At 67.4% G+C, this 26,150-nt stretch carries 23 protein-coding genes and 1 pseudogene; 18 read left to right on the forward strand and 6 right to left on the reverse strand.

Features of this window, described 5'->3' with window-relative positions; genetic code table 11:
- Positions 1-105 precede the first annotated feature (105 nt).
- From BPODLACK_RS13740 to BPODLACK_RS13755, 5 genes are all read left to right on the forward strand, one after another.
- Entirely contained in the window at positions 106-468 is a 363-nt protein-coding gene (locus BPODLACK_RS13740) for a hypothetical protein (protein ID WP_159405465.1), read from the forward strand.
- Positions 469-658: 190 nt separating this feature from the next.
- Positions 659-1,114, forward strand: a complete 456-nt coding sequence (locus tag BPODLACK_RS13745) for a hypothetical protein (protein ID WP_159405466.1) — start codon at positions 659-661, stop codon at positions 1,112-1,114.
- 320 nt (positions 1,115-1,434) lie between these two features.
- Complete coding sequence (locus tag BPODLACK_RS13750) at positions 1,435-2,625, forward strand: DUF222 domain-containing protein (protein WP_236577674.1); 1,191 nt, start codon at positions 1,435-1,437, stop codon at positions 2,623-2,625.
- Positions 2,541-2,897, forward strand: coding sequence for a hypothetical protein (locus BPODLACK_RS23585; RefSeq protein ID WP_236577675.1), 357 nt, complete (start codon positions 2,541-2,543; stop codon positions 2,895-2,897). The genes BPODLACK_RS13750 and BPODLACK_RS23585 overlap by 85 nt, the downstream gene beginning before the upstream one ends.
- Before the next feature lie 89 nt (positions 2,898-2,986).
- Positions 2,987-4,357 (forward strand): NAD(P)/FAD-dependent oxidoreductase, encoded by a 1,371-nt coding sequence (locus BPODLACK_RS13755; RefSeq protein WP_236577676.1) that lies wholly within the window; start codon positions 2,987-2,989, stop codon positions 4,355-4,357.
- 18 nt (positions 4,358-4,375) lie between these two features.
- Here the strand turns inward: BPODLACK_RS13755 and BPODLACK_RS13760 are convergent, their stop codons facing one another.
- Together BPODLACK_RS13760 and BPODLACK_RS13765 are read right to left on the reverse strand one after the other, a co-directional pair.
- Positions 4,376-5,503 (reverse strand): nitronate monooxygenase, encoded by a 1,128-nt coding sequence (locus BPODLACK_RS13760; RefSeq protein WP_024497257.1) that lies wholly within the window; start codon positions 5,501-5,503, stop codon positions 4,376-4,378.
- A 550-nt stretch (positions 5,504-6,053) separates the two neighbouring features.
- Complete coding sequence (locus tag BPODLACK_RS13765; RefSeq protein WP_024497256.1) at positions 6,054-6,515, reverse strand: hypothetical protein; 462 nt, start codon at positions 6,513-6,515, stop codon at positions 6,054-6,056.
- Positions 6,516-6,751: 236 nt separating this feature from the next.
- Between BPODLACK_RS13765 and BPODLACK_RS23780 the strand changes: the two genes are divergently transcribed.
- Positions 6,752-6,874 (forward strand): hypothetical protein, encoded by a 123-nt coding sequence (locus BPODLACK_RS23780; RefSeq protein WP_262411029.1) that lies wholly within the window; start codon positions 6,752-6,754, stop codon positions 6,872-6,874.
- A gap of 39 nt (positions 6,875-6,913) precedes the next feature.
- A pseudogene (locus BPODLACK_RS13770) lies at positions 6,914-7,535 on the forward strand (dienelactone hydrolase family protein); the annotation flags it as partial.
- Positions 7,536-7,693: 158 nt separating this feature from the next.
- Here the strand turns inward: BPODLACK_RS13770 and BPODLACK_RS13775 are convergent.
- Positions 7,694-9,016, reverse strand: a complete 1,323-nt coding sequence (locus BPODLACK_RS13775) for an NAD(P)/FAD-dependent oxidoreductase (protein WP_159405468.1) — start codon at positions 9,014-9,016, stop codon at positions 7,694-7,696.
- A 128-nt stretch (positions 9,017-9,144) separates the two neighbouring features.
- Between BPODLACK_RS13775 and BPODLACK_RS13780 the strand changes: the two genes are divergently transcribed.
- Genes BPODLACK_RS13780 through BPODLACK_RS13790 form a run of 3 tightly spaced genes read left to right on the forward strand, consistent with a single transcriptional unit; the run spans position 9,145 to position 12,757 of the window.
- A complete protein-coding gene (locus tag BPODLACK_RS13780) occupies positions 9,145-9,660 on the forward strand; it encodes a 2Fe-2S iron-sulfur cluster-binding protein (protein WP_159405469.1) in 516 nt (171 codons plus the stop codon).
- Positions 9,657-10,655 carry an FAD binding domain-containing protein gene (locus BPODLACK_RS13785; protein WP_159405470.1) on the forward strand — a complete coding sequence of 333 codons (999 nt, stop codon included), beginning with the start codon at positions 9,657-9,659 and terminating at the stop codon, positions 10,653-10,655. The genes BPODLACK_RS13780 and BPODLACK_RS13785 overlap by 4 nt, the downstream gene beginning before the upstream one ends.
- Positions 10,652-12,757 carry a xanthine dehydrogenase family protein molybdopterin-binding subunit gene (locus tag BPODLACK_RS13790; RefSeq protein ID WP_159405471.1) on the forward strand — a complete coding sequence of 702 codons (2,106 nt, stop codon included), beginning with the start codon at positions 10,652-10,654 and terminating at the stop codon, positions 12,755-12,757. Before BPODLACK_RS13785 ends, BPODLACK_RS13790 begins: the two co-directional genes overlap by 4 nt.
- A 7-nt stretch (positions 12,758-12,764) precedes the next feature.
- On the opposite strand, the gene BPODLACK_RS13795 is transcribed toward BPODLACK_RS13790, so the two are convergent.
- Together BPODLACK_RS13795 and BPODLACK_RS13800 are read right to left on the reverse strand one after the other, a co-directional pair.
- Complete coding sequence (locus BPODLACK_RS13795; protein ID WP_159405503.1) at positions 12,765-13,502, reverse strand: hypothetical protein; 738 nt, start codon at positions 13,500-13,502, stop codon at positions 12,765-12,767.
- A 218-nt stretch (positions 13,503-13,720) separates the two neighbouring features.
- Complete coding sequence (locus BPODLACK_RS13800; protein ID WP_024497250.1) at positions 13,721-14,308, reverse strand: nucleotidyltransferase family protein; 588 nt, start codon at positions 14,306-14,308, stop codon at positions 13,721-13,723.
- Between the two features lie 54 nt (positions 14,309-14,362).
- Between BPODLACK_RS13800 and uraD the strand changes: the two genes are divergently transcribed.
- Genes uraD through BPODLACK_RS13815 form a run of 3 tightly spaced genes read left to right on the forward strand, consistent with a single transcriptional unit; the run spans position 14,363 to position 15,842 of the window.
- Positions 14,363-14,908, forward strand: a complete 546-nt coding sequence (gene uraD / locus BPODLACK_RS13805) for a 2-oxo-4-hydroxy-4-carboxy-5-ureidoimidazoline decarboxylase (protein WP_024497249.1) — start codon at positions 14,363-14,365, stop codon at positions 14,906-14,908.
- Positions 14,905-15,231 (forward strand): hydroxyisourate hydrolase, encoded by a 327-nt coding sequence (gene uraH / locus BPODLACK_RS13810; RefSeq protein ID WP_024497248.1) that lies wholly within the window; start codon positions 14,905-14,907, stop codon positions 15,229-15,231. Before uraD ends, uraH begins: the two co-directional genes overlap by 4 nt.
- Positions 15,231-15,842, forward strand: coding sequence for a nucleoside/nucleotide kinase family protein (locus BPODLACK_RS13815; RefSeq protein WP_024497247.1), 612 nt, complete (start codon positions 15,231-15,233; stop codon positions 15,840-15,842). Before uraH ends, BPODLACK_RS13815 begins: the two co-directional genes overlap by 1 nt.
- A 97-nt stretch (positions 15,843-15,939) precedes the next feature.
- Here BPODLACK_RS13815 and BPODLACK_RS13820 read toward each other — a convergent pair whose 3' ends face one another.
- Positions 15,940-19,329 carry a pyruvate carboxylase gene (locus tag BPODLACK_RS13820; protein ID WP_024497246.1) on the reverse strand — a complete coding sequence of 1,130 codons (3,390 nt, stop codon included), beginning with the start codon at positions 19,327-19,329 and terminating at the stop codon, positions 15,940-15,942.
- A gap of 466 nt (positions 19,330-19,795) precedes the next feature.
- Between BPODLACK_RS13820 and BPODLACK_RS13825 the strand changes: the two genes are divergently transcribed.
- The 5 genes from BPODLACK_RS13825 to BPODLACK_RS13845 all read left to right on the forward strand — a co-directional run bounded on the left by BPODLACK_RS13825 (position 19,796) and on the right by BPODLACK_RS13845 (position 26,125).
- Positions 19,796-20,572: an SGNH/GDSL hydrolase family protein gene (locus tag BPODLACK_RS13825; protein ID WP_159405472.1), complete on the forward strand. Its 777-nt coding sequence runs from the start codon at positions 19,796-19,798 to the stop codon at positions 20,570-20,572.
- A 118-nt stretch (positions 20,573-20,690) separates the two neighbouring features.
- Positions 20,691-22,220, forward strand: coding sequence for an MFS transporter (locus tag BPODLACK_RS13830; RefSeq protein ID WP_024497244.1), 1,530 nt, complete (start codon positions 20,691-20,693; stop codon positions 22,218-22,220).
- 83 nt (positions 22,221-22,303) lie between these two features.
- The gene (locus BPODLACK_RS13835) at positions 22,304-22,540 is read left to right on the forward strand and encodes a hypothetical protein (RefSeq protein WP_024497243.1); all 237 of its coding nucleotides are present in this window, start codon (positions 22,304-22,306) and stop codon (positions 22,538-22,540) included.
- Entirely contained in the window at positions 22,540-23,352 is an 813-nt protein-coding gene (locus BPODLACK_RS13840) for an FAD binding domain-containing protein (protein ID WP_024497242.1), read from the forward strand. The genes BPODLACK_RS13835 and BPODLACK_RS13840 overlap by 1 nt, the downstream gene beginning before the upstream one ends.
- A gap of 4 nt (positions 23,353-23,356) precedes the next feature.
- On the forward strand, positions 23,357-26,125 hold the full coding sequence (locus tag BPODLACK_RS13845) for a molybdopterin-dependent oxidoreductase (protein ID WP_159405473.1): 2,769 nt from the start codon (positions 23,357-23,359) through the stop codon (positions 26,123-26,125).
- Positions 26,126-26,150 lie beyond the last annotated feature (25 nt).

Raw genomic sequence — 26,150 nt, forward strand, 5'->3', positions numbered from 1 at the left:
GTGAGGCAACCTCGCCGGCCTTCGTGGCCCGCTCCCTGAGTAGCGAGCTTGCGAGCCACCCGCTCCCTGAGTAGCGAGCTTGCGAGCGTATCGAAAGGGGACATCGTGCAACCAGTCGAGATCAACGCCGGGACGTGGTATCTGCGTTCGCTTCGTGCGGACGACCGGATCACCGACGTCCCGGCGTTGTCTCTTCTCGGGGTCGACTCCCCCGCCGATTACGTCGAGGCAGCGAACTCCGACTGGCACACCGAGACGCGTTTCGTGTGGGCCATCTGCATCCCCACGACCGGCGAGTTGATCGCTCTCGTCGGGGTGACGCCGGACGGCGCCTCGGGCCGGTTGTGGGGTCAGGCGCGCGACGGCTACGACGCGGCGCTCGACGCTGCGATCGGGCCAGTGTCACGGTTTGCCGAAGGTGCGCTGGATCTCACTGTGGCCGAACCCCTCTCGCGTTCGATCGGCTGAATCGACCGAGAGTGTCAGGTGTCGCTCTCTCCTCCGAGCTTTCAGCGCCTGTCTGCATTGGCCCGTACAGTTCGGCACGGCCCAGAACGCGTTCGGGAAGCTCTGACACCCTCGTCTCGAACCTGCCGGTCGCAAGCCGACATAGCTGCGACGGCGTTGGTAATAGGTCGTTGGTAATAGGTTCAGAGACATGAACCAGATCGACCCGGAAATCGACGACTACCTGACCCGCTATGCCGCTACGCTGAGTGCCTTCGACTCGACCGCGGCCGCACAGTTGTGGGCCATCCCGGGCATGATCATCGATGATCGTTTCGCCGGTGTCGTCGACGACCGCGAGACCATGGCACACAGCCTTGAGCAGGCCTACCCGCTCTACCGCGAACTCGGCTTGGCATCGGTCAGCCACGAATGCCTGAACGTCGAACACCTCACCACCGCGATCAGCCTGGTCAAGGTGCGGTGGATCTTCTACGGGGCCAACGGTGATCAACTCACCGACAGCAACGCCTACTACATCGTGCGCCGCGACGACGATGGCCTACACGCCTGCGTGTGCATCCAACTCGACGACGCCGAGAAGCTCCGAGCACTGGCCGCCGAACACGACATCGACATCGACATCGCCGAGTACACCCGCGAGTAGTCGAAACCAACGATCGCCGGCAACGGGTGAGGGCGTGTTCGGCGTCGGTCACAGCTTCTTTTCAAGTCCCTGCGCGTCAAGATCCTGCACTCAGCGCGCCCGCCAGAATGCTTGACGCACTGGAGACCACTTGACTCGAACACATATTCGAGTACTGTTGTGTCATGGCGCGGGGGGCGGGCAGCGAATCCACGGATTCGGCAGGCATCACAGAAGACTCTGTCGAGCCCACGCTGCGTCCCGATACCGAACTCTCAGCCCCTGAGCTGATCGAGGTCTTGAATCACTGCGCCGGGCTCGCCGCGTCGACAGCCCACCGAATGATGACCGTTGCCAGCCTCATTCACGACGAACGGGAAATGGACTATGCCGCGCGTCGCGCCGAGGCGCACAGCGGACAACTCGACTCGATCGAGGCGTTCGACGAGCTGGCTGCTCGAGCGGCCGCCAGTGAGAACCCGTACGCACAGTTCGGGCCGAACGGTCTCGAGCAGGCCATCGCCGAGGTCGGCGCCACCTTGACCATGACGCCGGCAGAGGCCCGAGAACTCATCATGGCCGGTGACGCCCTGCGGTATCGACTGTCGTTCACCGGTCACGCACTGGCCTGCGGCCGCATCGACAAGAAGCGTTTCCTCATCGCGATCAAGCGAACCGACCTCGTCACCGACGCCGATGAGATGCAGACGGTGGATGCACATCTGGCCGAGGCCATCTTCGCCCGCGCACCGATGTCGACGACCCGGTTCACCGCCATGGTCGACGCCATCGTCGCAAAGTGGGCACCCGAGGCAGTGCGCAGGCGTCGCGAGCGAGCCACCGACGACCGCAAGGTCACCGTCGGACCCGATCGGTTCAACCCCGGACAATCCCGCCTGTCCGGGACACTACCGATCGCCGACGCTGCCGCGTTCGACGCCCGCTTGTCCGCGATGGCGGCCGAAGTACATGCCGCCGACCCTCGCACCGTTGCACAACGTCGCGCCGATGCGCTGGTCGCACTGGCTCGCGGCGCGACTTCACTAGCCTGCACATGCAACGATTGTTCGTCTTCCGCAAGAGAATTCGGGGAGACCGCTGAACCCGAGGATGCCCCGACGGTCGACCCTCACCACGTCGACCCAGGACCCATGCCGTGCTCCTGCGCCGCCGACAAGACAGCTCCGCGGGCGAACTACTTCATCATCGCCAATCTTTCCACCCTCATCGGCCTCGACGATGATCCGGCGTTTCTCGATGGTCAGGGCATCATCGACGCCGAAACCGCACGCAAGCTGCTCGCTGAAGCCCGACGCACCTACCTGCACCCCACCGTCGCACCCAGCCCGGAATCGGCGCTGCGTTGCGTTACGTTCCGTCGAAGAAGCTGCAAGCCCTGGTGCGGGCCGGCGAACTGTGCTGCACCTTCCCGGGATGCAATGCGCCGGTGTGGCAGATCGACCTCGATCACACCCGGCCGTTCGACCATCAGCATCCCGACCGTGGTGGACGCACCCTCGAACGCAACCTGAAACCACTCTGCCGGTTTCACCACCGGATCAAGACCTTCACCAGCTGGCAGGACTACCAGGACGAGTTCCTGACCGCCTGGTTCACCACACCCACCGGACACATGTTCGTCGGCAACGCCTACAACGGCCGTGATCTGTTCGGCCATCTCGCACCGATTCGCTCACCCGATCATCCGGCGCGCGTCCGGCACGCCACTCAGCGAGACACGAGGTCCCGCCGGGCCCGACGCGCCGAACAGCGTTGGAACCAAGCAAACCCGCCACCCTTCTGACAGGCAATCGAACAGAAGTCGCCACGCACCTGTGCGTTCGGCGACTACTGTTCGTTGACCAGAGGCCGTCCGAGCCGATGGAGGTCGCGGTGAGTCACACCGGAGTGAACGCAGCCGAAGAGTTCGACGCCATCATCGTCGGCGCGCGCTGCGCCGGATCTGCCACCGCGATCGCACTCGCCGGCCGCGGATTGCACGTCCTGGTCATCGATTCGGCGCGCTTCCCCTCCGACACACTCTCCACGCATCTGCTGTGGCCGTCGACCCTGGCCGAGATCCACGCACTCGGCGCCCTGCCCGCCGTCGAGGAGGCGGGCGCGCCACGTCTTCCCATCGCCGAGGCCATCCTCGACGAGATCGGCTGGCGCACCGGGTATTCGCCGGTGTCCGGTATCGACTACGGAATGTGTCTGCGGCGTTCACATCTCGACGACGCCCTCGTCCGGACGGCGTCGTCCCTCGGAGCCGACATCCGGCAACAGTGTCGGGCAACGGGATTGATCTCCGATGACGGGCGCGTCACCGGCATCCGTTATACCGATCCCGACGACCACGAACGGGCGGCGATTGCTCCCATCGTCATCGGGGCCGACGGCCGCAAGAGCGTCGTGGCCCGCGAGGTGGGAGCGCAGACCCCGCTGATTTCCTCCAGGAGTGGCCGATCGTGCTACTTCGCCTACTGGACGGACCCACGCGAAGACCTGCGCCACATCGCCTCCCAATGGCGGGTCGACGGGTTACTCGGCACCGCATTCCCCTGCGACGACGGCCAGACGCTGTGCCTGCTGCAACCGCCTGTCGAGCTCGATGACGCGTTCCACGGGCGTAAGGTCACCGATGCCTACCGCGCGGGCGTCGCAGCGCTGCCTGGCCTGGCACGACGCCTCGAGGGCGCGGAAATGGTGTCCCGGGTGCGGTCGTGCACCGGAATCGAGTCGTACTTCCGCCGGTCGAGCGGACCGGGATGGGCACTGCCCGGCGACGCCGGCCACTTCAAGGATCCGGTCACCGCGCAGGGAATCCGCGACGCCTACCGGTACGGCCGGTTGCTCGGCGAGCGACTCGCCCCGATTCTCGGCTCTCGCGGTGGTCCCGACCCCGAGGCGGTCGACGCCGCCACCGCGGAATGGGCCGCTCGACGCGAGCAGGACTGCGTCGAGATCTATCAGTGGACGAACGTGCTGGCGTCTGGCTCGCCGCCCTCGCCGCTCGAATACGAGCTCTACCACCGCGCTCGGGATCGCCCCGAGTACGCTCAGATCCTGAGCGACATCTACAACCGCGTCCAGGCGCCGTCGTCGATGCTTCCGCTGACCGCTCTTCCCAGCCTCATCCTCGGCGCACTCCGCCAACCCGCGTCGTCGACGCGGGAGGTCGTCGCCGATGTGCGAACCCAGGTCCGGCGTATCCGCGATGACCGGAACGAGAGGCGAGCCCTGGTGCGAGCATCCGCCGGATGAGCCCGCCCCTCGTCCGGTCTAGGTCGTCGCGTTGGCGAACGTGTCCAGATTGCCGGTCGCCTCGATGTACTCGGTCACCCAGCGCTCGATGACCGCCGACGTCTTCTCGACCTTGCGGAACTGCCCGACCACCTGACCGACGGGATTGAAGGCGACGTCGATGCTCTCGTCGGGATGCTTGTGCGTCGCGGCGACCGCCATACCGGAGACCATGTACTGCAACGGCATCCCCAGCGGATCGGGGTTCTCCGGGTTTTCCCACGCCTCGGTCCAGTCGTTGCGCAACATGCGACACGGCTTGCCCGTGAACGAGCGACTGCGAACGGTGTCACGGCTCGACGCATCGATGTAGGTCTGCTGCTGGACAGGGGTGTTCTCGGCCTCTTCGACCATCAGCCACTGCGATCCGCTCCACGCGCCCTGCGCGCCGAGCGCGAGCGCAGCCGCGATCTGCTCGCCGCTGCCGATACCACCGGCGGCCAGAACCGGCACGGGCGCAACCTCTTTGACGACCTGCGGCCACAGCACGATCGAACCGACCTCACCGCAGTGACCACCGCCCTCGCCGCCCTGGGCGATGATGATGTCGACCCCGGCGTCGGCATGCTTGCGCGCCTGCTTCGGGGAGCCGCACAGCGCCGCGACCTTGCGACCGGCCGCCTGGATCTTCTCGATCATGTCCTTCGGGGGCGTGCCGAGCGCGTTGGCGATCAGCGTGACCTTCGGATGCTGCAGCGCGATCTCCACCTGCGGTGTCGCGGTGGCCTCGGTCCAACCGAGCAGCTGCAGCGAGTTGTCGTCGTCCTCGGCGAGGGGCACCCCGTGGTCGCGGAGCAGCTTGCGTCCGAATTCCAGGGTCTCGTTCGGCACCATCGACTGGAGCAGCTTGGTCAGCTCCTCGCCCGACATGTTCGAGTCCATGCCCTCGTACTTGTTGGGGATCACGATGTCGACACCGTACGGGTGGTCGCCGATGTGCTCGTCGATCCAGTTCAACTCGATCTCGAGCTGCTCCGGCGTGAAACCCACCGCGCCGAGTACTCCGTAGCCACCCGCCTTGCTGACCGCGACCACCACGTCACGACAGTGGGTGAACGCGAAGATCGGGAACTCGATACCGAGTTCGTCGCAGATTGGGGTGTGCATACAGACTCCTCGCCAGGTCAGAATTAGAACGTGTTCTAATCTGAATACCAGGCTCCGCGACGACGGACAAGCGTTCCGCGGAACAGTCTGACGGGGCCTGCCAGACGACATCGTCTGCCAGGCGTCAGGTACTGCTGTGCACCAGTGGTCACATGTGTATCGGATACCCGACCGGGTCCGGCCCGTCGACGGTTTTCAGATCAAGACCGTCCCTCCGGACAGTCGACGTGGTTGAATCCGAAGACGTCACCGGAAACAACTCAACCGACCGGCGGCCGGTTCGGCTCATCGAATGATGTGAGTGCCGGTCCAGACGGTGCGGAACTATCCCACGGAGGTTCAGATGCCCCGGAACGCCGGAGACCGCTACGAGTGCCAAGGTTGTGGAGCGCGGCTCGTCTATGAGAAAGAGTGCCCATGTCCCGAAGGAATGGAACACCGGGAGATCTGTTGCGGCAAGCAGATGACGCCGGTGAAGGACTGACTACCTGACCTTCGTCTGACCTGGCCTTCGTGTCTTACGTCGAGCCCGACGACTCGGCTGTCGGACTCAGAGCGAGGGGTAGCTGCTGATCGAGATCACCGATCCGTCGGTGCCGGGGGCCACGTTGATGGACGCTCCCCTGCCCCTCTTCTTGACCGTGATGCTGGCCGCAAACCGTGACACCGTCTCCGACACGATGTCCCAGTCCCCGTCCCGGACTGCGTTCTTGTAGAACTCGCCGATCTTCTCCACCGAGTCCGGCGAGGTGAGAACCAGCGATCCGGGCGCCTTGCTGACCTGATCGGACGGCTCGTAAACAGGCAGACCACCGAAGGTCTCGCCGCCCGAGTCGTCGCCGTTCCCCGTCGTCGCAGAACCCGTCGTCGCAGAACCCGTCTCGGTACTCACCGCAGTGGTCGCCGAAGTGGTGCCCTCAGATGACGTGGTGTCGCTGCCACAACCCACGACGGCGACCCCGATCGTGATCGCGGCAAAGGACGAAACCAGCGCTTTCTGACGTCGGTTCATGATCAGGGCTCCTCAGGGATGTGCCGCAATCCTCTTACGCCTCTATCCGTAGCATGCGATCAGCCCGCTCGACACGCCGTTCGGACATTTTGGGCCCGGAGTCCGCACGGCCTCCGGGTCAGGCCGCATGCTTCCGCCCTCCGAGCTCTCCGGTGAGCGATTCGGTGACATTGCCCCTCTCGACCGATGGATACTGCAAGGACCGGACACCCCTCACGGCACGGACGGAGGCGAACATGCAGTTGGATCGGGCCGACGCCTGCCGCCACCTGGCCGTCCATCTCGACGATGAGGTCGGCAGTCTGCTCGACCGGGCGCGCACGACAGCCCGCAACCGAACCAGACAACCTGAATGGTGAGAAGACATGAACTCTCAAGCCCACGATCACCGCGCGGGTGACCACGAGGTCGAGGTGGAAGCCACCGGTCAGGGTCGCGGGACACCTCACCGTTCCCGAGAACGCCAAAGGAGTGGTCGTTTTCGCGCATGGCAGCGGAAGCAGCCGGTTCAGCTCCCGCAACATCTACGTGGCCGACGTCCTCAACGCGGCCGGGATCGCCACCTTGCTGTTCGACCTGCTGACGCCGGAGGAAGAACTCACCCGCGCCAACGTCTTCGACATCGACCTGCTGGCGCGAAGATTGGTCGATGTCACCACCTGGCTCGCCGCCCGAACGGACGTGGGGTCGTTGCCGGTCGGCTACTTCGGCGCGAGTACCGGGGCGGGCGCCGCGTTGCGTGCCGCCACCGACCCGGGTGTGGATGTCCAGGCGATAGTGTCGCGCGGCGGTCGGCCGGATCTCGCCGGCGACGCACTGGCCATGACGACAGCGCCCACCCTGCTGATCGTCGGCGGACGAGACGAACTGGTCCTCGACCTGAATCAGCGTGCTCGAGAATCGATCACCGCCGAATGTGAGATCACCGTGGTACCGGGTGCCTCCCACCTCTTCGAGGAGACGGGTGCGCTCGAGCAGGTCGCGGTCCTGGCCCGCGACTGGTTTCTGAGCCATCTCTGAACCGGGCGCGGCGGTCGCGCGTGACACCGGCCAGGTCCTTGTACGCCATCATTTCGCCGACTCCCAGACTTCATCTCGACTACCAGACTTCGATCGAGGTCTGGAAGTCGAGATGAGGTCGACCGGACGACAAACTCTCAACGGACGACGCGGCGGACCTATTTCGGTTCCCGGCGCGCGTACGGTGTCCGGGCGGTCTCGGTGTCGCCGTAGATGATCGCCCGCTCCCGGCGGGAATCGGTCATCAGGGTTGCGCCCCAGGTCATCACGGTTCCCAGGCGGTTTCGGACGCCGGCCAGGAAGGCGATGTGGATGGCGCCCCACGCGACCCATCCGGTGAACCCCGACATCTGGAAACGCCCCGACTGCACGATGGCGTGGCGCCGCGCGATGTAGGCGGCGGTCCCGAGGTCCCGGTACTTGAATGGCGCCCGTTCCCGCTGCCCTGCAACGCTTTCCGCGATCACCCGACCGACGTGGTGACCGCCCTGCATGGCGACCTCGGCGACACCGGCCAGGTCCTTGTACGCCATCATGTCGCCGGCCACGAACACGTCGGGATGGCCGGGCACCGAGAGGTCAGATTCCACCGGGATCCTCCCTGACCGATCCTGCTCGACGCCGAGGGCCGTGGCCAGGGTGGCGGCGAACGGGACGGCCTCGACGCCGGTGGTCCACAGCGTCGTCCGCGCCGGATACACCTCTTTGTGCTTGTCGGCCTTGCGGGTCGTCTCCACGTAGTCGTCGCCCACACCGGTCACGTGCACCCCGAGGTGCGTCTCGACGCCCAGGGCGTCGAGGGTTCGCTGTGCACTCGCCGACAGTCGTGCATCGAATGACGGCAGCACCCGATCCCCGCCGTGCAGCAACAGCACTCGTGCCTGGGCGGGATCGATGGCGTCGTATTCACGCTCGAGGGCGCGGGTGGCGAGCTCACGGATCTGCCCGGCCAACTCGACCCCCGTCGGTCCTCCGCCCGCGACCGCGAAGGTCAGCCAGGATCGCTGTTCCGCGGGGTCGGTGATCGTCTCCGCCATCTCGAAGGCGGCCATGATCTTGCGGCGGATCGTCAGCGCGTCGTCGAGCGACTTCATCCCCGGTGCGTATTTCGCGAACTGATCGTTGCCTCGATACGCGGTACGCATACCGGCTCCGACGACGAGGTAGTCGTAGGGCAGACGGAACGACGACCGGTCGAGACGGTCCACGATGATCTCGCGCGTCTCGACGTCGATGCCGGCGGCCTCACCCAGTACGACATCGAGATTGCGCTGACGCCGGGTCAGGTGCCGGATCGGGCTGGAGATCGCGCCTTCGGACAGCAACCCGGTGGCGCATTGGTAGAGCAGCGGCTGGAAGACGTGGCTGGTTCCGCGGTCGACCAGGGTCACGTCGACCGCGGCCTTCCGCAGTCGACGGACGCAGTGCATGCCCGCGAATCCTGCTCCGATGACGACGACTCTGGGTCTCGAGGGGGCCATTCCGCCGATTGTTCCAGACGGATCGGCCCCCGGGCTGAACATCGCGGCGCGCCACCGCACCGGCCGGATACCGCGGGAGACGCCGTAAACCGTGGTTTAACCCCCATGCCGGCGGGTATCCGCGCGCTGTGGAAGCCAGGGTTTCTCTGTCGGTCAACGGTGTGGCCCGCGATGTCGTGGTGGACACGCGCACCACCCTCCTGGACGGCCTCCGGGATCGTCTGGGCGTCTTCTCGCCCAAGAAGGGTTGTGATCACGGCCAGTGCGGCTCGTGCACCGTCCTCGTCGATGGTCGCCGCATCATCAGTTGCCTGTCGTTCGCCGTCAGCTACGAGGGCACCGAGATCGTGACCGCCGAGGGACTCGCCGACGCCGACGACCTCCACCCACTCCAGCAGGCGTTCATCGATCAGGACGCCTTCCAGTGCGGGTACTGCACGCCGGGCCAGGTGTGTTCGGCGGCCGGCATGCTCGACGAGGCCAAGAACGGGCACCCGAGTCACGCCACCGACGACCTCGACCCCGACACCTCGGACGAACCCCTCAGCGATGACGAGATCCGGGAACGGATGAGCGGCAACCTGTGTCGCTGCGCGGCCTATCCCAACATCGTCGCGGCGATCCGGCAGGCGGCGGGACGATGATCCCCTTCACCTACGAACGCGCCGACGACGTGGCCGGCGCGGTCGACTTCCTCCGCGACCATCCCGGCGCGAAGCTGCTCGCGGGCGGCACGAACCTCGTCGACCACATGAAGCTGGGCATCGCCAACCCGCCTGCACTGGTGGACATCTCACGACTTCCTCTGGATCAGATCGGCGAAAACCCGGATGGTTCACTGCGTCTCGGCGCGACGGCGCGCAACGCCGACACCGCCGCCCATCCCCTGGTCCGCCGTCGCTACCCCATGCTTGCACGCGCCCTGCTCTCGGGCGCATCCCCTCAGCTGCGCAATCTGGCGACCAACGCCGGAAACCTGCTGCAGCGGACACGATGCGTCTACTTCCAGGACGTCACGACCCCGTGCAACAAACGCACACCAGGCAGCGGGTGCTCGGCGATCGGCGGCTACACGCGCTATCACGCCGTGCTCGGGGCGCCCGACACCGATGCCCAGGCAATCTGCGTGGCCACCCACCCGTCGGACCTGGCCGTGGCGCTCACCGCCCTGGACGCACGTGTCGTGGTGCAGGGCCCGGACGGTGAACGCGACTTCGACGTGCGTGCGCTGTACCGGCTACCCGGTGAACATCCCGACCGCGACACGGTTCTCGAGCCCCACGACGTGATCGTCGCGATCGACCTGCCCGCCCCGACCCCCGGATCGGCGTCGACCTATCGCAAGGTCCGCGACCGTGCATCGTATGCGTTCGCGCTGGTCTCGGTCGGCGCCGAGATCAGTCTGAACGATGGGACGATCGCGGATGCGCGGGTCGCATTCGGCGGCGTCGCCCACAAGCCGTGGCGCGCCGAACGGGCCGAGGCCGTGCTCCGCGGGCAGCAACCCTCGCGCGAACTGTTCGCCGAGGCCGCCGACGCCGAACTCGCCGCCGCCCGGCCGCTCGACGGAAACGAGTTCAAGATCCCCCTCGTCCGACGCACCCTGACCGCTGTTCTCGAGGAGCTGACCACCCGATGAGCGTCGTCGGATCGTCTCCAGCCCCGATCGGCCACGCTCGGATCGACGGCGTCGAAAAAGTCCGCGGCACAGCTCCGTACGCCTACGAACACGTCACCGACGCGGTGTACCTGTGGCCGGTCACCGCGACCGTCGCCCGAGGCCGAGTCACTTCGATGGACACCGACGCAGCCGAGTCGACCGTCGGCGTCGTCACGGTCCTCACCGTCGACGACGCGCCGCGCCTCGCCGACACCTCCGACGGCGATCTCACGATCCTGCAGTCCCCGGAGGTCTCCTACCGCGGCCAGCTCATCGGCGCGGTGGTCGCGGAGTCACCCGAAATCGCCCGGGAAGCAGCCGCATCCGTGACGGTGTCCTACGACGAGGCTCCCCACGACACCGCGTTCCGCGTCGACCACCCCAATCGCTACCGGCCCGCGAAGGTCAACGGCGGATTCGAAACCACCTCCGAGACAGGAGAACCCGACCGAATTCTGGCGGATCCGCCGGAGGGCACCGTCGTGGTCGACGAGTGGTATTCGACGCCCGAAGAGCACAACAATCCGCTGGAGCCACACACCGTGGTCGCATTGTGGGCACCCGACGAGGAGCTCCTCACCCTGTACGACTCAACGCAGTCGACGCAGGGCGTGGTCTCCGCGTTGGCTCCCGTCCTTGGACTCGAACCCGCACAGATGCGGGTGATCGCTCCGCATGTCGGGGGCGGGTTCGGGTCCAAGGGTTCACCCCACTCACACGACGTCCTGGCCGCCATGGCCGCGATGCGGGTGCCCGGCCGGGCCGTGAAGTTCGCGGTCACCCGCCAGCACATGTTCGCCTACGTCGGCCACCGCGCGCCCACGCGATCCCGACTCCGCATCGCCGCGGACGCCGACGGCAACATCACCGCGCTGATCCACGAGGCGCACACCCACAGCGCACATGCCAAGGAGTTCGCCGAGCAGGCCGCCGTCTCGTCGCGGATGATGTACACCGCGCCGCACCGGCGCACCGATCACCACGTCGTACCACTCGACGTCCCGCCGCCGTTCTGGATGCGTGCGCCGGGCGAGGCGCCGGGGATGTATGCCGGCGAGGTGGCGATGGACGAACTCGCCCATGCCGTGGGGCTCGACCCGATCGAGCTGCGTATCCGCAACGAACCCGCCGACGATCCCGAGACCGGGAAGCCGTGGTCGTCGCGACAGCTCGTCGAATGCCTCCGCGCGGGCGCCGAACGATTCGGCTGGGACCGTCGTCGTCCAGAACCCGGGACACACCGGGACGGCCGGCATCTCGTCGGATTCGGTGTCGCCTCCTCGACATACCCGCACATGGTGAACCCGGGCAACGAAGCCTCGATCTCGTACCGGGGCACCCGGTATTCGGTGAGCATCGCGGCCACCGACATCGGGACCGGCGCCTGGACCGCGCTGACACTCATCGCCGCCGACGCGCTGGGAGTCGAGCCGGACCGCATCGACCTCCAGATCGGTGACAGCGCCCTGCCGAGCGCCACCGTCGCGGGCGGCTCGTCGGGCACCTCGTCGTGGGGTTCGGCGATAGTCACCGCGGCACAACGCTTCCGGACACGGTTCGGCGACGATCCCGCGGACGGCGCCGAGGTCAGCGCGAGGACCGACGAGAACCCCGATCTGGAGAAATTCACCATCGCCTCGTTCGGCGCCCACTTCGTCGAGGTCCACGTCGACGTCGACACCGGTGAGATCCGCATCCCCCGCATGCTCGGCGTGTTCTCGATAGGACGCGCCATCAACCCGCGGACGGTGCGATCACAGCTCATCGGCGGCATGACCTTCGGCATCTCGATGGCCTTGTACGAGGAGAGCGTCCGGGACCCGCGTTTCGGTCACGTCGTCACCCAGGACCTGGCCGAGTACCACGTCCCCGTGCACGCGGACATCGCCGACGTCGACGCCATCTGGCTCGACGACCCCGACGAACACGCGACGCCGATGGGTTCCCGAGGTGCCGGTGAGATCGGCATCGTCGGCAGCGCCGCAGCAGTCGTCAACGCCGTCTACAACGCCACGGGTGTGCGCGTCCGAGACCTGCCCGTCCACCTCGACGACCTGCTCGAGGGACTGCCGGACAACTGAGCGGGCCTCAGCCGACGCCCGGGTAGGCTGACCAGCCCGGGACCGCCGGTGACACCGGCCACGGGTCGTCGCCCTGCGTCGGCAGCCAGTGCGGCATCCCCGCCTGTCGCGTTGCCGCACAGACCTTCTGGTCAGTCGTCGGCGTCGGATACAGCGCAGCGAAGTCGTATCGCGAGGTGTACCAGCCGCCGAAGACATTCACCTCCGGCGTCCGTTGACCACCACGCGGGGCTGCCGGTGGCCGGTCGCCGGTGCGCCGGATGTCGATCTCGACGGGCCGGGACGTGTCGTATCCGATCGCCCAGCTCCGGTCGGGTCCGGCCCCGTCACGCTCGACCGAGTGATATCCCTGTCGGCACAGCACGATTCGCGTCCAGTCGGCGTCGTCGGTGCGCCGCATGCCCGTATAGAACGCACTGCCCACCTGACGTCGGGCGTCCGAGACGCCGGACGGGTAGGCCGTCACCATCTGGTCGATGTTCGACGGTGAGGCCTCGGCGAATCCCGGATAACCCCACTCGGCCGAGGCGCCGGCGTTGGCGAGCTCGAAAGACTCGACGTAGGCGCGCACGAAGGTCCCCTCGGCCGACTGCGGGTCGAGCACCGGCGTGGCCGACCAGCGGAAGGTGGTGTCGAAGCCCGGTGGCAGATGGGCGTCCTGCGTGGCGGCGGGCGACGCGGCCTGCGGTTCCGGCGACACCGAGCACGCGGCCACTCCGAGACCCGCGGCCAGCGCGGCGATCATCGCGACGATTCGACGGTGGTGTCCTCGCGCCACGTGATCACCTTCTTCGCCGGTGATGGTCCTTACGGCCCGTTGTGCACCGGTTCTGGCTGTACCGATGCGGGCTCTGTCTGCACCCTATGCACCCTCGCTCGCCAGGAGCGGGATCCCCATGCACCGGAACGGCGACGAGAAGGTCTCGAAATGGGCACGCTCCGAATGGGCATGTCACCGCCGGCTCATCCCCTGGTGTCGACGTCTTCACCCGACGCGAGATCCCCGCACTCGACCGCCGTCACCTCCCGGCTCCTCAGGTAGGCCTGCGCACCGACGTCGCCGCAGATGACCTCGAGTGCAGGGCCGAGATGATCCGCACCGATGTACACCGGATGGCCCGGCCGGCCGTCGAAGACCGCACGCACCAGACGCTCGCGCCGACCTTCGGATGTCTCGAGGATGCGTCGCACCACGTCGGCTCCGACGTCGGGGGTGTCGACCACGGTGAGCAACAGCCCGCCCATCCCGGGCCGACGCGACGCCCATCTCAGCGCCGCCGACACCGACGCACCTATTCCCTCGGCCCAATCGTCGACGACGAGCGCGGTGGCGCCGACCGGCGGCTCGACGACCGCCGCGCCCATGGTCACCGCGATGTCCACGCAACCGCCAGCCCGCAGCGCGTTCGTCGCCGCATCCAGCCAGTCACCGCCGTGGGCGAGAATCTTCGGCATTCCGTACCGGGTACCGGCGCCGGCGGCGAGCACCACACCGAGAACCGAACCGGTCGTGCTGTCCTCCGGCAACGCTTTCACCGTTCCATCTTCCATGTGTCCGCCGCCCGTGAACCGGCGATACTCGGGTCGACCTCCTAAGCTGGACGCGTGCGCCCAGACGATCGCCGCGATGCCGCCGACGAAGGAGACGTCCGCCGCTTCAACGAGCTGAGCGTCGACGCATGCGTCGAACGGTTGCTCGCCTGTTGCAGCTCGCCGACCTGGGCGCGGCGAGTGGCGACGGCCCGCCCCTTCGTCGACGCGCAGGCCCTGCTGGACCGGGCGGATCAGATCCTGACCGAACTGACCGAGACGGACATCGACGAAGCTCTCGCCGGGCATCCCCGGATCGGCGATCGGCCCGACAACGCCTCGTCAGCGCGAGAACAGTCCGGCGTCGCCGGTGCCGACCCCTCGGTACTCGCCGAACTCGAGGAGTTCAACGCGGCGTACGAGCAGCGGTTCGGGCATGTCTATCTGGTCTTCGCCAACGGCCGCCCGGCGCACGAACTGCTCGGGATCCTCAAGAAGCGCATCGACAACGACGCCGAGACCGAACGCCGCGTGATGCGTGCCGAACTGGCGAAGATCAACCGCAGCCGCCTCATCCGTATGCTGGCGACACACGACACCGACGAGGGAGCTTCCGCATGACCGGCCTGTCCACCCATGTACTCGACGCGACGTCGGGCGCCCCGGCCGTCGGCGTCGAGGTGTCTCTGCAGGACGCCTCCGGCACCGAATTGTCCTCGGGACAGACCGATTCGGATGGTCGTATCGGCGAGATCAACCCCGAACCGCTTGTCCCGGGCATCTACCACCTGGTCTTCGACACCGGGAACTGGTTCTCCGACAACGACATCAAGGCGTTCTACCCCGAGATCGACATCTGCTTCGAGATCGACGCCGCCGATCACCACTACCATGTCCCGGTGCTGCTGAGCCCCTTCGCGTATTCGACGTACCGCGGCAGCTGATGCCCGTTCGAGAGGACATCTCGGCTCTCCTCGACACGGCCGACCGAGTGCTCGTCGGCGTCACCGGGCCTCCGGGCGCCGGGAAGACGACGCTCGCACGGACGCTCGTCGACGACTTCTCGTCGACACCGGGCGCCGACGCCGTCGGGTACGTGCCAATGGACGGCTTCCATCTGTCGAACGCCGTCCTCGATCGACTCGGCCACCGCGACCGCAAAGGCGCACCCGACACCTTCGACGCCGCGGGATTCGTTGCCGTGCTTCAGCGCATCGCCGACGGCAACGAGACCGTGTACGTACCCGACTTCGACCACACCGTCGGCGAGCCGATCGCGGCGTCGCTCATCGTGCCCACCACCGCACGACTCGTGATCGTCGAGGGCAACTACCTCGGGCTCGACGAACCCGGGTGGGACGGCGTGCGGCCCCTCCTCCATCGCCTCGTCTACGTCGACGCGGACGCGGAGGTCCGACGCGAGCGGCTGCTGAAACGGCACATCGCCGCCGGGAAGACCGAAGCCCAGGCGCGCGCCTGGATCGAGACCGTCGACGAACCCAACGCGGAACTCATCGCGGGTACGCGTCCCCGAGCAGACCTCGTGGTCGCCTGATCTCCCGCGCTTGCGTTTCCTTCCCGCCGATTGAGCTCGATCAGCGGGAAGGAAACGGATGCGTGGGACGGAAACGCCTACGCGGGGGCGAGTCTCGTCAGCTGAGCTCGATGAGCAGATCACCCGGCGAGACCTGGGCGACCGGGCCGACCGCGACCCGAGAGACCTTGCCGCCGACCGGTGCGGTGATGGCCGCTTCCATCTTCATCGCCTCGATGGTGCCGATCGTGGCGCCTGCGGCGACCTCGTCACCCTCGTCGACCGACAGGGACACGACCCCGGCGAACGGCGCCGCGATGTGCTTCGGGTTGGAGCGATCGGCCTTCTCGGCGGCGGCGACAGCGGAGTCGATGCTGTGGTCGCGCACCGCAATCGGACGGAGCTGACCGTTGAGCACACACATCACTGTGCGCATGCCCTTCTCGTCCGGCTCGCTGATCGCTTCGAGACCGATCATCAACTCCACACCCGGCTCGAGCGAGACGCGATGCTCCTCGCCGTACCGCAGGCCGTAGAAGAATTGATTCGCCGACAACCGTGAGGTGTCGCCGTAGGTCTCGTAGTGCTCCTCGAACTCCTTTGTGGGACCGGGGAACAGCAGGTGGTTGAGCCGGACCTGACGATCGCGGCCGGGCTTGTCCAGGATCGCCTCGTCGTCGGTCGTCAGCGTCGCCATCTCCGGCGCGGGTGCACGGCCCTGCAGCGCCAGGGTGCGCAACGGCTCCGGCCATCCACCGGGCGGGTCACCGAGTTCGCCACGCAGGAACCCGATCACCGAATCGGGGATGTCGTAGGAACTCGGGTCGGCGGCGAAATCCGACGCGGTGATCCCGCGACCGACCAGCGCCAGGGCCAGGTCACCGACGACCTTCGACGACGGCGTCACCTTGACCAGACGGCCCAGCATCGAGTCGGCGGCGGCATAGGCCTGCTCGACGGCCTCGAAGCGGTTGCCCAGCCCCAGCGAGATGGCCTGCTGCCGCAGGTTCGACAACTGACCGCCGGGGATCTCGTGCGAGTACACGCGACCGGTCGGAGCCGGCAGACCGGATTCGAACGGCGCGTACACCTTTCGCAGCGCCTCCCAGTACGGCTCGAGATCACAGACCCGGGCCAGGTCCAGACCGCTGTCACGGTCGGTGTGCGCAGTGGCGGCCACGATCGCCGACAGCGGCGGCTGACTGGTGGTACCGGCCAGCGCCGCACTCGCACCGTCCACCGCGTCCGCGCCGGCCTGCCAGGCCGCCATGTAGGTCGCGAGCTGACCACCCGGGGTGTCGTGGGTGTGCACATGGATCGGGAGGTCGAAGTTCTTGCGCAAGGCCGAGACCAGCGTGGTCGCCGCCGGCGCGCGCAACAGACCGGCCATGTCCTTGATGGCCAGCACATGCGCACCGGCCTCGACGATCTGCTCGGCCAGACGCAGGTAGTAGTCGAGGGTGTAGAGATCCTCCGACGGCGACGACAGGTCGCCGGTGTAGCTCATCGCCACCTCGGCCACCGCGGTCCCCGTCTCGCGGACCGCGTCGATCGCCGGGCGCATCGCGTCGATGTTGTTGAGCGCGTCGAAGATCCGGAAGATGTCGATACCCACATCGGTCGCCTCGGAGACGAACGCGGTGGTGACCTTCGTCGGGTACGGCGTGTACCCGACGGTGTTGGCACCCCGCAGGAGCATCTGCAGACAGATGTTCGGGATCGCTTCGCGCAACTGCGCCAGCCGATCCCACGGATCTTCTTTCAGGAAGCGAAGGGCCACGTCGTAAGTCGCGCCGCCCCAGCACTCCACCGACAACAATTCAGGAGTCAGCGCCGCGACATACGGTGCGACGTTGACCAGACCGGTGGTGCGCACGCGCGTCGCCAGCAGCGACTGATGCGCGTCGCGGAAGGTCGTGTCGGTGATGCCGAGACGCGGGTTCTCGCGCAGGTCGCGGGCGAAGCCCTCGGGTCCGAGCTGCAGAAGACGCTGACGCGAACCATCGGGCGGCGACGCGAGCACCGAACGCTCGACGGTGGGCAGCTTGTCTCGCGGGTACACCGTCGTCGGACGCTCGCCGTGCGGCTTGTTGACCGTCACGTCGGCCAGGTACGAGATGATCTTGGTGCCGCGGTCCGCCGACGACCGCGAGGTCAGCAATTCCGGGCGCTCGTCGATGAACGATGTCGTGACCCGACCGGCGCGGAAGTCCGGATCGTCGAGCACGGCCTGCAGGAACGGGATGTTGGTCGCCACACCGCGGATGCGGAACTCGGCCACCGCACGCCGCGCGCGCCGCACCGCGGTCGGGAAATCTCTTCCACGACAAGTCAACTTGACCAGCATCGAGTCGAAGTGCCCGCTCACCTCGGCACCCAGGTTGGCGCCACCGTCGAGGCGCACACCCGCGCCGCCCGGGCTGCGGTAGGCGGTGATGCGACCCACATCGGGACGGAATCCGTTGGACGGATCCTCAGTGGTGATGCGGCACTGCAGCGCGGCACCGCGAATGCGGACGGACTCCTGCGACAACCCGAGATCGTCCAGGGACTCCCCCGCCGCGATGCGCAGCTGCGAGCTCACCAGGTCGACGTCGGTGATCTCCTCGGTCACGGTGTGCTCGACCTGGATGCGCGGGTTCATCTCGATGAAGACGTGGCGTCCCTGCTCGTCGAGGAGGAACTCGACGGTGCCCGCACAGGTGTAACCGATGTGGCGGGCGAAGGCCACGGCGTCGGCGCAGATCTTCTCCCGCAGCTCGTCGGAGAGGTTGGGCGCCGGCGCGAGCTCGATGACCTTCTGATGGCGGCGCTGCAGACTGCAGTCGCGCTCGTAGAGGTGGATCACGTTGCCGTAAGTGTCGGCGAGGATCTGCACCTCGATGTGGCGCGGGTTGACCACGGCCTGCTCCAGGAACACCGTGGCGTCGCCGAACGCGGACTCCGCCTCGCGCGATGCCGCGGCGATCGACTCGGCCAGGTCGGCACGATCGTCGACGCGCCGCATACCGCGACCGCCACCACCGGCGACCGCCTTCACGAACACCGGGAACTGCATGTCCTCGGCAGCGGCGAGCAGCTCGTCGAGATCCGACGACGGCGCCGAGGACGCCAGCACCGGAATGCCCGCAGCCTTCGCCGCGGCCACCGCGGTGGCCTTGTTGCCGGTCATCTCCAGGATGTCGGCGCTGGGTCCGACGAAGGTGATGCCGGCCTCGGCACACGCAGCCGCGAGACCCTGGTTCTCCGACAGGAAGCCGTAGCCGGGATAGATCGCATCGGCGCCACAGCGCACCGCCGCGGACACCACTTCGTCGACCGACAGGTACGCCCGCACCGGATGGCCCGGCAGACCGATCTGATACGACTCGTCGGCCTTCAGGCGATGCACCGAGTTGCGGTCCTCATACGGGAACACCGCGACCGTGCGCGCACCCAGCTCGTAGGCGGCGCGGAACGCGCGGATCGCGATCTCACCCCGGTTGGCAACCAGAACCTTCTCGAACATCGGGTGTTCCCTTTTCTCCCGCTGCGACATTTGTATCGAGTTATCTCGGGTCCGTTCACTCGACGGACCTGTGCAGTACATCACGTGATCCTACTCACGACACAACCCACCCCGAGCATCCCGCGACACCTCCCCGGCGAGCACCGAAACAGACTGCCGGACAACATAACCGGGAGAGATTGCACAGGGGTTGTGAAATGCTCTCACCGCAGGTTGGCACGGTGAGAGATCACCAGCGCTGAATATGCCCGAAAACCGACCGATCGCTCTGTCGAGAATTGTTGCCGCGCAGTATCCGGATTACGAATAAATCGATCCGAATCGCGCAACCCGAGCCCTCGCCTGGGCGAGTGACGCACGCCGCAGACTTTGGTTCGGCAGGCCCGGCACAACTAGCGTCGACCCCGGATTCGCCGTCGCCGTTCGTCACCGGCATTCGTCACCGCCGACCAGGAGGGTCAACATCGTGGGCTTCACACGCTTCGTCGCGCTCGGGGATTCCTTCACCGAGGGTGTCGGCGACACGGACCCGGCCCGACCGAACGGTCTGCGCGGCTGGGCCGACCGCGTCGCCGAACAACTCGCCGCCCGAGACGAGAACTTCAGCTACGCGAACCTGGCGATCCGCGGCCGGCTGCTCGACGCCGTGATCGCCGAGCAGCTCGACGCGGCGGTCGCCATGAACCCCGATCTCATCACCCTCTACGCCGGCGGTAACGACATCATGCGGCCGTCGATCGACCTCGACGCGCTGATGGCCCGATACGACGCCGCGCTCGGCAAGCTGGTCGCCACCGGCACCACGGTCGTCGTCTTCACCGCCTACGACACGGGCTGGGCCCCGGTCTTCCGCAAGCTGCGCGGCCGCATCGCCATCTACAACGAACTGCTCCGCGAGGTCGCCGAGCGGCACGACGTCGTCGTCTTCGACTACTGGCGACTCAAGGGCTACGACGACTACCGGATGTGGGACACCGACCGCCTGCACATGTCACCTCTGGGCCACACCCGGATGGCCGCCGAGGTCCTGGACCTCCTCGGTGTCGACCACGACATCACCCCCGTCGAGCTCGAGGCCGCGGCCGAGCTGACCCGCCGCGAGCAGCGTCGACAGAACGCCGAATGGGCGCGCACCTTCCTCGGCCCCTGGGTGATGCGGCGGGTGCGCGGCATCTCCTCCGGCGACGGCGTGACGCCCCGCTGGCCCGAACCCGTGTCGGGTGCGGCCCTGATCGCACGCTGAGACCGTTTCCTCCGGACGTCCCAGGCCGGGACGCAAACGTTCTCCGGCGACCGGGCCGGGATAGTCTGACCTTTCGGAGGTGTGAACGACACATGAAGACAACGGGTCGGACGAGCGAGTGACCAGCAGGACCGAGACCAACGGATCGCAGGGCGAAGAAGACCCGCACACCTCGCCGGACATCCACCCCTCGCTCGACGCCACCGACGAACACGTCCACCCCCGTGCCGCGGTCACGGTGCTCTGCCTGGCAGGCATCGTCGTCGCGCTGATGCAGACGATCATCGTCCCGCTGATCCCCCAACTCCCCACCCTTCTCAACGCCGACGCGTCGAACACCACCTGGGCCATCACCATCACCCTGTTGGTGGGAGCCGTCGCGACCCCGATCGGCGGCCGCATCGGCGACATGTACGGCAAACGGCTCGCGATCCTCGCCAGCCTCGGGTTCGTCGCGGTCGGTTCGATCACCTGCGCCCTGTCCACCTCACTGCCGCTCTTCATCCTGGGGCGAGGTCTCCAGGGCCTCGGATTCGGCATCATCGCACTGGGCATCAGCGTCATGCGCGACATCGTCCCGGCCCGCTACCTCGGCTCGGCGGTCGGCACGATGAGCGCCTCGCTCGGGATCGGCGGCGCGCTCGGACTCCCGTTCGCCGCGGCCATCGCCCAGCACGTCAGCTGGCACGCCCTGTTCTGGTCGTGTGGCGCCGTCGCCGCCCTGGCGGCCGTCGGCGTCGTGTTGACGGTCCCCAAGAGCTCCTCCGCATCCGGTGGACGATTCGATCTCCTCGGTGCGCTCGGCCTGGCCGGGGTCCTGGTCTGCCTCCTCCTGCCGTTGTCGAAGGGCGCGGTGTGGGGTTGGACCGCCCCGCTCACCCTCGGCTGCTTCGGCGGCTTCGTCGTGCTCCTCGGTGTCTGGTCCGTTGTCGAACTACGACGCCCGAACCCGCTGATCGATCTCCGCATCCTCGGCGAGCGTCCCCTGCTCCTGACCAACCTGGCGTCGATCGCGACCGGTTTCGCCTTCTACGCCATGCAGCTCATCCCGATCCAGCTGCTCATGGCACCCACCAACAGTCCCAACGGCTTCGGCTACGACATGGTCCACGCGAGTCTGATCCTCGCCCCGAGCGGCCTGGTCATGTTCGCGCTGTCCAACCTCAGCGGTCGCATCAACGCCGCACTCGGCGCGCGGGTGTCACTCGCCCTCGGCGGCGCCGTGATCGGCATCGGATACGTCGTCTTCATCGTCGGACTCGCGGGCCCGTGGGCCCTGACCTGGATCCACATGCTGGTGATCGCCTGCTGCATCGGCGCCGGACTGGGGATCGCCTACTCGGCGATGCCCGCACTCATCATGCAGTCGGTGAGCATCGAGCAGACCGGTGAGTCGAACGGCGTCAACGCCCTCATGCGCATCATCGGCACCTCGACCGCCGCGGCCGTCGTCGGCATGCTCCTCACCTGGTCGATGATCACGGTCACCGGACCCGATGGCACCGATCCCGACGGGGGCGTGATCTCGGTCCCGGCCAGCGAAGGCTATCTGTGGGCGTCCGGTATCGCGCTGGCCGCCTGTGTCGTGGCGTCGGTGGTCGCGATGGCCATCCCGGGGCGGCGCGGCCTCACCGAAACCCCCGTGTGACACCGGACCTCGCCGAACCCGACGTCGCCGACGTCACCGGTCACCGAGATGCGCGGCCGGGCCGATCCACGTAGCGTGACGCCGTGCCCCCTGCGACGCTCATCGAGAACGCCTACGCCGCCGAACCTTTCGGCTGCACCCCACCGGACGACATGGAATCGGCCGGCCGGGTCGGGCCCGGCGCCGAGCGGTGCGTGTGGTCGGCACCGCGTCGTCGAATCGCGTCGATCGAACCCGGCGAGTTCACCGACCTCGTACTGTGGGACCTGACCACCGCGGTCGCGACGCAGCTCCGCCGCCTTCTCGACAAGGCACACTGATGGATCTCACCGCCGTCACCCAGTACCGATTCGCGCGTTCTCGTGGCGACGTGTTCGCGGGCCCCGGCGAACAACTCGTCGCCGGCGGAACCTGGGTCTTCTCCGAACCCCAGCCGGCCACCACCGGTCTCATCGACCTCAGCGAAATGGGTTGGGAATCGGTCGAAGACCTACCCGACGGCGGTCTCCGCATCGGCGCCACCTGCACCATCGCGGAGCTGGTCGCACTGCCGCCACGCCCCGGCTTCCGCGCCCATCCCCTCTTCGCCCAGTGCGCGAACGCCCTTCTCGCGTCGTTCAAGATCTGGAACATGGCCACGGTCGGCGGCAACATCTGCCGGTCCTTCGCGGCGGCGTCGATGGTGTCACTGGCCGTCGCACTCGACGCCACGGCGCTCATCTGGAATCCCGACGGTGCCGACCGGTGTGTGCCGGTCGCCGAACTGGTGATCGGCAACGGCATCAACCTCCTGGGCCCCGGGGAAGTCCTCCGCGCCGTCGACTTCCCGGCGCACGCACTGGCCGCGGTGACCGGGTTCCGGAAGATCGCCCTCGTCGACCTGGGACGTTCCGGGGCCGTCGTGACCGGCCGCATCGACCCCGACGCCACCACGGTCTTCGGGATCACGGCCGCAACGGAGTGGCCCACGGTTCTGCGGTATCCCCGTCCGCCGACCGCGGACCGGCTGCATCACGACATCACCACCGCCCCCGGCTACTACACCGATCCGCTCGGGTCCGCCGACTGGCGGCGCGGGGTGTCGGCGGTCCTCGCCGAGGAGATCCGCCTCGAGCTCACCGGGACGGGGTAGAACGATGGAGTTCGAGGTCAACGGCGAGACGATCGACGCCGAACCCGCTGCTGGACAGTGCCTCCGGATGCTGCTCCGCCAGCACGGCCACTTCGAGGTGAAGAAGGGTTGCGACGCAGGCGATTGCGGTGCGTGTTCGGTACTCGTCGACGGACAACCCGTGCACTCGTGCATCTTTCCCGCACAGCGCGCCGCCGGGAAGTCGGTGACCACGGTCGCCGGCCTCGGCACACCCGACGATCTGCATCCCGTGCAGCAGTCCTTCGTCGACAGCTTCGGCTTCCAATGCGGGTTCTGCACCGCGGGCATGGTCGTCACCGCCTCGACGCTCACCCCGGACGACCTCGGTGACCTGCCGCGGCGGATGAAGGGAAACCTCTGCCGCTGCACCGGTTACCGTTCGATCCGGGACGCCATCGGCAACACCCTGGCGCCTGCCCGTCCCCGTCCGGCGGTCGGCGCCGGCGTGGGCACCTCGGTCAATCCGCCCGCGGCGCGACGCGTGGTGACCGGTACCGAGGCGTACACCTTCGACATCCCGGTCGACGGCGCACTGCACATCCACGTACTCGGTTCGCCGCACCCACACGCCCGCATCCTCGCGATCGACACCTCCGACGCCTCGGCCCTCCCCGGCGTCGAAGTGATCCTCACCCACGAGAACGTCTCGACGCCAAGGTTTTCCACCGGACGTCATCAGAACCGGCTAGAGGACCCCGACGACACCCTCATCTTCGATCCCGTAGTTCGCTTCGTCGGACAGCGCGTCGCCGCCGTCGTCGCCTCGACACCGGGGATCGCCGAGCAGGCCGCGGCACTGATCCGCGTCACCTACGAGGAACTGCCCGCGGTCTTCGACCCGGAGGATGCACGCACGCCCGGGTCCCCCGTCATCCATCCCGACCGCACCGTCGACGACCGGGTGATGGAGGCCGAACGCAACATCGTCGCCACCTTCCACGAGGGTTTCGGCGGTGACGTCGACGACGCACTCGCGGCATCGTCGACGACGGTGCACGGGACATGGCGCAACGGTCGGGTCTCCCACGCGCAGCTCGAGACCCACGGTTCGGTCGCCTGGACCGATGCCACCGGACGTCTGGTGGTCCGCACCAGCACACAGGTCCCGTTCCTCGTACGCGACGAACTCGCCCGAATCCTTGATCTCCCACCCGAGAAGGTCCGGGTGTTCAGCGGCCGCGTGGGCGGCGGATTCGGCGGCAAACAGGAGATGCTGACCGAGGATCTCGCCGCCGTCGCCACACTGCGCACCGGGCGTCCCTGCGTCTACGAGATGACGCGCACCGACGAGATGACGCGAACGACCTATCGCCACCCGATGCGGGTGACGGTGGATCTCGGGGCCGACGACGGCGGCCGGCTCACCGCGCTGCGAGTCGACGTGTTGTCGGACACCGGTGCGTACGGCAACCACGCGATCGGCGTGATGTTCCATGCCTGCGCCGAGTCGGTCTCGGTGTACAACTGCCCGGTCAAGAGGATCGACGCCGAGGTCGTCTACACCAACAACCCGCCGTCGGGCGCGTTCCGCGGCTACGGTCTCGGGCAGGTGATCTTCGCCGTCGAGTGCGCGATGGACGAGCTCGCGGTCCGCCTCGGCCTCGACCCCTTCGAACTCCGGCGTCGCAATGCCGTTGCCGACGGCGATCCGCTACTCATCGCACGTCCCGACCCCGAGGTGGACCTGGTCTACGGCAGTTACGGTCTCGACCAGTGCCTCGACCTGGCCGAGTCCGCCCTGCGGCGGGGCAACGGTGCCGTCGTCCCGCCCGGACCGCGGTGGCGCATCGGCGAAGGGATGGCGATCTCCGCGATCGCCACCATGGCCCCACGCGGTCATTTCGCGGATGTCACCGTGGCGGTCGACTCCGCCGGCACCTATCACGTCGGTGTCGGGACCTGTGAGTTCGGCAACGGCACCACGACGGTCCACACGCAGATCGTCGCGACCGCGCTGTCGACCGAACCGGGCCGGGTCTCGTTGTGGCACGGGGACACCGACGCCGTCACACACGACACCGGAGCGTTCGCCTCTGCGGGTACCACCGTCGCCGGCAAGGCCGTGTACGGCGCCTGCCTCGCACTCCGCGACATTCTCGTCGGGGCCGCGAGCCGACTCACCGGTGTCGATCCCGCCCACATCCAAATGCGTTCGGACGGAGCCCTTGCCGATGATCGGCTGATCGGGTTCCGACACCTGATCGACACGGTCGACGACCGTCACCGGGTGCTGCATCCGGACGGCCCGCGCGCCATCGCCGCCGGCGAGGAACGGGGCGAGATGCGTTCCATCGCATTCGATGTGCAGGCCTTCCGGGTGGCGGTGGACACCGAGACCGGGACCGTCGCGATCCTGCAATCCGTCCACGCGGCCGACGCCGGCACCGTGATGAATCCCGAACAGTGCCGGGGTCAGGTGGAAGGCGGTGTGGCGCAGGGCATCGGCTCTGCCCTCTACGAGGAGATCATGATCGACGACCACGGCGCACCGCTGACCAAGGTGTTCCGCACCTACCGTGTTCCCCAGATGGCCGACATCCCGTTCACCGAGGTCTACTTCGCCGACACCGCCGACGAACTCGGTCCGTTCGGGGCCAAATCGATGTCGGAGTCCCCCTTCAACCCGGTCGCTCCCGCGCTGGCGAACGCCATCCGACGCGCCCTCGACGTCCGCCCGTACGAGACGCCGATGTCACGGGACCGGATCTGGCGGCTCACGCACCCCGAATTCGGCGACAAACGCCGAAGTTAAAGAGCTGAAAAACAGGCGTTCAACA

Origin of the sequence: Gordonia sp. YY1 (genome assembly GCF_009872315.1) — a bacterium.
Taxonomy (GTDB): domain Bacteria; phylum Actinomycetota; class Actinomycetes; order Mycobacteriales; family Mycobacteriaceae; genus Gordonia; species Gordonia amicalis.

What these genes read in the sequence shown, in the direction of transcription:
- BPODLACK_RS13745 (WP_159405466.1), top strand. Translation starts at nt 659, where the DNA reads ATGAACCAGATCGACCCGGAAATCGACGACTACCTGACCCGCTATGCC.
- BPODLACK_RS13750 (WP_236577674.1), top strand. Translation starts at nt 1,435, where the DNA reads ATGATGACCGTTGCCAGCCTCATTCACGACGAACGGGAAATGGACTAT.
- BPODLACK_RS13760 (WP_024497257.1), bottom strand. Translation starts at nt 5,503, where the DNA reads ATGCACACCCCAATCTGCGACGAACTCGGTATCGAGTTCCCGATCTTC.
- BPODLACK_RS13765 (WP_024497256.1), bottom strand. Translation starts at nt 6,515, where the DNA reads ATGAACCGACGTCAGAAAGCGCTGGTTTCGTCCTTTGCCGCGATCACG.
- BPODLACK_RS23780 (WP_262411029.1), top strand. Translation starts at nt 6,752, where the DNA reads ATGCAGTTGGATCGGGCCGACGCCTGCCGCCACCTGGCCGTCCATCTC.
- BPODLACK_RS13775 (WP_159405468.1), bottom strand. Translation starts at nt 9,016, where the DNA reads ATGGCCCCCTCGAGACCCAGAGTCGTCGTCATCGGAGCAGGATTCGCG.
- BPODLACK_RS13785 (WP_159405470.1), top strand. Translation starts at nt 9,657, where the DNA reads ATGATCCCCTTCACCTACGAACGCGCCGACGACGTGGCCGGCGCGGTC.
- BPODLACK_RS13790 (WP_159405471.1), top strand. Translation starts at nt 10,652, where the DNA reads ATGAGCGTCGTCGGATCGTCTCCAGCCCCGATCGGCCACGCTCGGATC.
- BPODLACK_RS13795 (WP_159405503.1), bottom strand. Translation starts at nt 13,502, where the DNA reads ATGATCGCCGCGCTGGCCGCGGGTCTCGGAGTGGCCGCGTGCTCGGTG.
- BPODLACK_RS13800 (WP_024497250.1), bottom strand. Translation starts at nt 14,308, where the DNA reads ATGGAAGATGGAACGGTGAAAGCGTTGCCGGAGGACAGCACGACCGGT.
- uraH (WP_024497248.1), top strand. Translation starts at nt 14,905, where the DNA reads ATGACCGGCCTGTCCACCCATGTACTCGACGCGACGTCGGGCGCCCCG.
- BPODLACK_RS13815 (WP_024497247.1), top strand. Translation starts at nt 15,231, where the DNA reads ATGCCCGTTCGAGAGGACATCTCGGCTCTCCTCGACACGGCCGACCGA.
- BPODLACK_RS13820 (WP_024497246.1), bottom strand. Translation starts at nt 19,329, where the DNA reads ATGTTCGAGAAGGTTCTGGTTGCCAACCGGGGTGAGATCGCGATCCGC.
- BPODLACK_RS13840 (WP_024497242.1), top strand. Translation starts at nt 22,540, where the DNA reads ATGGATCTCACCGCCGTCACCCAGTACCGATTCGCGCGTTCTCGTGGC.
- BPODLACK_RS13845 (WP_159405473.1), top strand. Translation starts at nt 23,357, where the DNA reads ATGGAGTTCGAGGTCAACGGCGAGACGATCGACGCCGAACCCGCTGCT.